We start from the raw sequence: 6,584 nt of genomic DNA on the forward strand, positions 1-6,584 counted from the left end.
ATGTCTGATCAAGAGTGCAAATGCCCACCACCAGGCCTACCAGCATGGATGGGAACGTTTGCCGATTTAATGTCACTGTTAATGTGCTTTTTTGTACTCTTGCTTGCGTTTTCAGAAATGGATGTACTTAAGTTTAAACAAATTGCGGGCTCTATGAAGTTTGCTTTTGGTGTGCAGAATAAAATTGAAGTAAAAGATATCCCTAAAGGTACCTCTGTTATTGCTATGGAGTTTACCCCAGGCAAACCAGAGCCAACCCCAATAGAAACCATTCAGCAGCAAACAGTCGAAATGACTCAACAAATGTTAGAGTTTCAGGCTGGAGATGAAAGCTCAGCTGGCGGCAGGCAAGAACAACGCGGGGATAAACGTGGTGGCGAATCTCGTAGTACTTCTCAAGAGCAATCGTCAGAGCAAGCAACTTCAGCGGCCGATCAGGAACAAACTAACGAGCTCGTTAAAAAAATCGCGCAGCAGCTTGAAAAGCAAATAATAGATGGTGCAATTGAGCTTGAATCTTTAGGGCAGCAAATAATTATTCGTATTAGAGAGAATGGTTCATTTCCTTCGGGTAGTGCATTTTTACAACCTAAGTTTAAACCCATAATTCAAGATATTGGTGTACTGTTAAAAGATGTACCTGGCGAAATAACTGTATCTGGCCATACCGACGATTTTCAGGTATCGAATGAGCTATATATTAATAATTGGGACTTATCGTCAAAGCGAGCTGTAGCTGTAGCAAGCGAGCTGCAAACGGTGCAAGGGTTTGATAAAAACCGCATGATGGTAGTGGGGCGAGCTGATACTCGTCCACTTGTTCCAAACGATTCAAATGAAGATCGCCGAAGAAACCGTCGAGTAGAAATATCAATCCTGCAAGGTAAGGCTAAAGAGTCTGCTCCTATTGATGTGCGCTAAGTTATTGCTTGTGTTATATTTCACTATGTTTGTTTTGATTTAAGGTACTTAATTGCCTTAAGTATCTTGGCAATTTCGTCATTTTAGCTTACAGTACATTTCCTTAACATATGTAATGGAGTGCCTGTGAAAATAATCAATAAATATTGCGACATGCCGGGTAATGGTGATGGTACTGATGACGATAAAAAAACAAAATAGGGCAGAGTATTTTGCCTGAATGGTTTTTATATATTGTTAGTATTTTAAGCAAAAGCTGGGTTTTAATGCTAAGTCCGGCTATTTTTATATTTTTTGTATTTAAAGATCGCCTAGCCTTTCGATTTGTATTACTTACCGCAGCTTTTTTCCTCTTTGGTAACCTAACTGCTTCAAGCCTACGAGCGTTTGATGACATTTATATTTATCGTTATTTAGTTTGGGCGATCACAGATATTATTTGGATGGCACTTATAGCTTACTGGGGTATAAAGGATAAAGTTTATTTATGGCAATGTGTTATTGGGCAACTAGTTGTTATTGGCGCACCTATATTACAACTATTCCGATTAGTTGACCGCCATTTGTGGGATTTAGCTTACAGTACCGTTATTTATCAGACCCTAATGCCATTTATCAATATTGCCACGGTGGTTGTATGCTATTTACCTTTAATTATCCTTTTCACTAAGCAAGGTAGTGTAAAGTCAAAAATAGAAAACTCCCCACCTTCAAAATAGCTGTGCTAAACTACTGTTTATATAAACAGTGAGTGAGCGACTCCCATGAAACTCTACATTGCAGAAAAACCATCACTAGGCAGAGCAATTGCTGATGCCTTACCAAAACCACATAAAAAACATGATGGTTATATAGAAGTCGCTAATGGCGATTGTGTATCGTGGTGTATTGGACATTTGCTAGAACAAGCAGAACCCGATGACTATGATGAGCGCTTTAAAAAATGGCAGTTTGAACACTTACCTATAATACCTGAACAGTGGAAGTTAAAAGCCAAAACCAAAACTCGCAAACAGCTCACTGTTTTAAAAAAATTAATTAAACAGGCCTCGCAACTTATTCACGCTGGCGATCCAGACCGTGAAGGCCAGCTACTAGTCGATCAAGTAATAGAAGAAGCTAAAATAAGTCAGGCTAAAAAGCAGAGTACGCAACGTTTACTCATTAGTGATTTAAACTTATCGGCGGTAAAGAAATCATTGGGCGCAATGCGTTCTAATCGAGATTTTATTCCGTTAAGTGTATCTGCTTTAGCGCGCTCTCGTGCTGATTGGCTATTTGGTATGAATTTAACACGTGCATACACACTAGCTGGGCAAAAAGCAGGGTTTGGTAATGTGCTTTCGGTAGGGCGAGTGCAAACCCCTATTTTAGGTCTTGTTGTTAATAGAGATAACGAAATAGCGAACTTTGTATCTAAGCCTTTTTACGATGTATTGGCGCATTTGCTTACTCCAGATAATCAACCATTCATAGCTAAGTGGGTTCCAAGCAAAGCATGTGAGCCACATCAAGATGAAGAAGGGCGAATACTTAACAAAGCTCTTGCAGAAAATGTTGCTTCACGTATTACAAGGCAAAGTGCTGAGCTTATTTCACTCGACCAAAAACAAAAAAAGCAAAGTGCTCCATTACCTTATAATTTATCTGCTCTGCAAATAGATGCCGCTAAAGCATTTGGTATGCCAGCTCAAAAAGTATTGGATATTTGCCAAATACTTTACGAACGTCATAAACTAATTACTTACCCACGCTCAGATAATCGTTATTTACCCAAAGATCACCATCAAGAAGCATCTGCTATTTTAAAGGCAATAAGTGCAAATGGGGGGCAAAGCAGTGAATTAGTAAACGGGGCTGATGTAAAAAAGCGTAGTAAATGTTTTAACGATTCAAAAGTAGCTGCCCATCATGCCATTGTGCCTACGGCTAAGCAGTTAAAGTCAGCGAGTTTGAGCGGTGACGAAGCAAAGGTATATCAATTAATAAGCCGTCATTACTTAATTCAGTTTTATCCCGACTATATATATAACGAAACTAAAGCTGAGGTAATTATTGCTGGTGGGCTTTTTAAGGCAAATGCAAAGCAAGATGTAAGCTTGGGTTTTAAGGTGTTAATGGGTAAATCTGAATTAAAAGATGAAGCCTCGCTACCTCCTTTAACAAAAGGTATGCCTCTTTTTTGTGATAAAGGCGAAGTAGTCGAAAAGCATACATCACCCCCAGCTTATTTTACCGATGCCACATTATTGGCTGCGATGACGGGCATTAGCCGTTATGTTAAAGATCCACAAATTAAAAAAGTATTAAAAGACACTGATGGTTTAGGTACGGAGGCAACACGTGCGGGAATAATCGAGTTGCTATTTAAGCGGCGTTTTTTAAAACGTGAAGGTAAGTCAATTAGAGCGACCGAAACGGGACTTGCTCTTATTAGCGTATTACCACAAGGTTTAGCGAGTCCTGATTTAACCGCAAAGTGGGAGTCGAGCTTAGGTGATATTGCACAGCAGGCAATGAGTTATCAGCAATTTTTACAGCCTTTACTTGCTGACCTAAATGGGTTTGTTCAATTAGCAGCAAACTGCGATAGCAATGCATTTGCGAAGTTACCAAAAAGCTCACCTAAAAAACGTTTTGCTAAACGAGGTGGAAAAGCGACCTTTAAAAAGTCGAGTTATAAAAAAAGCTCTGTTGCTAGTTAGCAACAGAGCTTTTTTATTAAACCATATTACTTAACCTGAACTCTGTTTGAGATAGATTTATTATCCAGAATTCAGGTTACTTATTAAATAAAGCAACAGCAGCGTTACTCATTGCTTTTATTCCAGTAGGAATAGCAACTTTATAATCTGGTGCAAATTTACTAGAGTGTAGAGAAGGGAGTACCTCAGCTGTTTTTATTGAATCTGCATATTGTGCTTGGTTTACGCCTCCTAGCCAAAAGAGGGTGATAGGGATATTTTCATCGGTGCGCCCGTATAGGCCAAAATCTTCACCCGCCATTACAGCTTGTGTTTCAAGTACATTAGTATCGCCAATTGCGCTGGCTATAGAATTTCTAACAATGTCTGTTTGTGCAGGGTTATTATAAGTAGATGGAATCGATTCATCTTCATGTACATATACTACAGGGTAGTTTGATTCATCCAATCCAGCGCTTTGGGCTATCCCAGCTGTAATACGTTTGATAGCAGCTATTTGAGCGCTTCTTACATCGGGGTTATAGCTTCTAAGAGTGAGTTGTAGTTTTACTTCATCCGAAATCACATTATGTTTTGAACCACCATGAATTGACCCCACTGTAATAACAGAAGGCTCAAGCGGTGAAAGCTCTCGGCTTGTGATTGTTTGCAAAGCAAGTACAGTGCGTGCAGCTATAACCACTGGGTCTATAGTTGTATGCGGATAAGCACCATGACCACCCTTACCTTTAATTGTAATATCGACAGAATCTACACTTGCCATCGTGTATTCATTTTTCATTGATACCTTACCAGCGGGGACGCTAGCGCTTACATGTAAAGCAATTATATGATCAGGTTTTGCATATTTACTAAATAGTCCTTCGCTTAACATCGCTTTAGCACCCCCACCTACTTCTTCTGCAGGCTGTGCAACCATCATTAATGTACCTTGCCACTGTTTTTTATGAGCAATTAACTGCTCTGCAGTTCCAATAAAAGAGCTCATGTGGATATCGTGGCCACAGCCGTGCATTACACCTACTTTTGCACCGTGCTCGTCTATTACTTTGACTTTTGAGGCATAGGATTTTCCTGTTTGCTCAATAATAGGTAAGCCATCAGTATCAGTGCGGATCATTACTGTCGGCCCCTCACCATTTTTATAAATACCAACTACACCAAAGCCACCTACATTACTTGTTACTTTAAAACCCAGCTGAGTTAATCTATCTGCTATCTTTTTACCTGTTTTTTGTTCGTGATAAGAGAGCTCTGGGGATTGGTGTAAGTCGAGGTAAAACTTTTCAATAGCTGGCATGGCTTTGCTTAAATTCAAATCGAGTCCATTTGCTTGTACTAATGGGCTTGCTAATAAAAGTATTGCACTTAGGTAAGTTAATTTCATATTTTCCCTTATTGTTGAATATGTATACCGAGTGATTTAGGTATATGACTTGTAATTATTATGTTCACCACCATATAAAAACCTAAATAGACGAATATGGCAATCAATTCAATGAGCAACATAGTTAGTATTAATGCGCAAAACCTTCAACAAGTACTCGGTGAAACATCACAACAAAAATTGGTGTTGCTTAACTTTTTCTCTCCTCAAAGTCCTGACTGCATCGGACAGGCTGCAATTTTAGATAAATTAGCAGCAGAAAATGCAAGCTATATAGTAGTAGCAAACTTAGATTGCGATGCAGAACAAGCACTCGCTTCTCAACTTGCGCAACAAGTTGGTCTGCAAACACTGCCTACGCTTGTATTATTAAAAGACTCCGCACCAGTAGATTTACTTGCAGGTGTTCAAAGCGAAGCGCAAATACGCGAGGCCCTAGCAAAGCATTTACCTGCGCAACAAGACTTACTATTAGAGCAAGCAAAGCAAGCGTTATTAAAGTCAGATTTAAATGCTGCATTTAATTATGCAAAGCAAGCTTATGAAATAGACAGCGGTAATGCACGTATCAAGTTAGTGCTAGCAGACATATGTATTCAAATTCACAAGGTAGATGAAGCGCAAGCGCTTATAAATACAATAGATGCACAAGAGCAAGATGCTTACTTTAATAATATAAAAGCAAAATGCGAAGCCGCGCTTGAGGCAAAAGATTCACCAGAGATTAAAGAAAAGCAACAACAAGTAGAAAAGTATCCAAATGACTTAGAATTAAAAGAAGAGCTCAGTATTTTACTTAATGAAGCAGGCAGAAAAGAAGAAGCATTGGATGTACTGTTTACAGTTCTACAAAAAGATCTGAACTTCAACGAAGCAAAACCAAGCTTTTTAGCCATTATTGCCTCTTTACCTGATGGCGACGCACTCGCAGCTAAGTATCGTCGCAAGTTATATAGTATTTTATACTAGGGTCTGTTGCTCTTTGCGGATTAAAATTTGTTCAAACTAGGGGGTGTTTAATCGCGGCGCGAGATTTGTAACCTAGTGGGCTAAGTAAAAACCGAGTAACAAAGAGTAAATAGCCCCTAGGAAGAACCCTTTGGGCAGCGCCTGTTTGGCATTAATGCTACGTTATCGCCTATTTATGGGGAGTAACCACACTACATAGGCTCTGCCTTGCCTGAATACCAAACAGGCTGCTGCAAATTTAACCTTGAAAGATAAACAGACCCTAGATTCTAATAACTATTACTTTTAAGAAGTACCTACATAAGGTGCTTTTTGCATTTTTAAGGTTTTAATTAATAGCTTTAGTATGGTTTAGCTATGTAAAAAGAAGAGTTATCAACAGGGTTTTGTGAGTAACTTGTGCTTATCGTGTGTGCTTGCTTGGGGCTTAATTTTAATTACTATTTTATGCAAATAACGCTTGCGTAAAATCCGCCGCTCCCTATAATGCGACCCCACTGAGACGGGAAACAGCAACGCATAGCGAGGCACGAACAACTCAGGGTGTTAAGTAAAACTTAGATTGAATCTTTTTAGAAAGTTTAAATTTAAGTGTTGACAAA

General features: G+C 39.1%; 5 protein-coding genes. 4 read left to right on the forward strand and 1 reads right to left on the reverse strand.

What is annotated here, in order from left to right; translation table 11 throughout:
* From H5092_RS16075 to H5092_RS16085, 3 genes are all read left to right on the forward strand, one after another.
* Nucleotides 1–921: a flagellar motor protein MotB gene (locus tag H5092_RS16075; RefSeq protein WP_024597196.1), complete on the forward strand. Its 921-nt coding sequence runs from the start codon at nucleotides 1–3 to the stop codon at nucleotides 919–921.
* A 212-nt stretch (nucleotides 922–1,133) separates the two neighbouring features.
* Nucleotides 1,134–1,640: a hypothetical protein gene (locus tag H5092_RS16080; RefSeq protein WP_182696310.1), complete on the forward strand. Its 507-nt coding sequence runs from the start codon at nucleotides 1,134–1,136 to the stop codon at nucleotides 1,638–1,640.
* A gap of 45 nt (nucleotides 1,641–1,685) precedes the next feature.
* On the forward strand, nucleotides 1,686–3,626 hold the full coding sequence (locus H5092_RS16085) for a DNA topoisomerase III (RefSeq protein WP_182734008.1): 1,941 nt from the start codon (nucleotides 1,686–1,688) through the stop codon (nucleotides 3,624–3,626).
* A 76-nt stretch (nucleotides 3,627–3,702) separates the two neighbouring features.
* Here the strand turns inward: H5092_RS16085 and H5092_RS16090 are convergent, their stop codons facing one another.
* Nucleotides 3,703–5,013 (reverse strand): M20 family metallopeptidase, encoded by a 1,311-nt coding sequence (locus H5092_RS16090; protein WP_182734012.1) that lies wholly within the window; start codon nucleotides 5,011–5,013, stop codon nucleotides 3,703–3,705.
* 111 nt (nucleotides 5,014–5,124) lie between these two features.
* Between H5092_RS16090 and H5092_RS16095 the strand changes: the two genes are divergently transcribed.
* Nucleotides 5,125–5,982: a tetratricopeptide repeat protein gene (locus tag H5092_RS16095; protein ID WP_182734014.1), complete on the forward strand. Its 858-nt coding sequence runs from the start codon at nucleotides 5,125–5,127 to the stop codon at nucleotides 5,980–5,982.
* The last annotated feature ends 602 nt before the right edge of the window (nucleotides 5,983–6,584 follow it).

Source organism: Pseudoalteromonas sp. SR41-7, assembly GCF_014163935.1.
Classification (GTDB): Bacteria; Pseudomonadota; Gammaproteobacteria; order Enterobacterales; family Alteromonadaceae; genus Pseudoalteromonas; species Pseudoalteromonas distincta.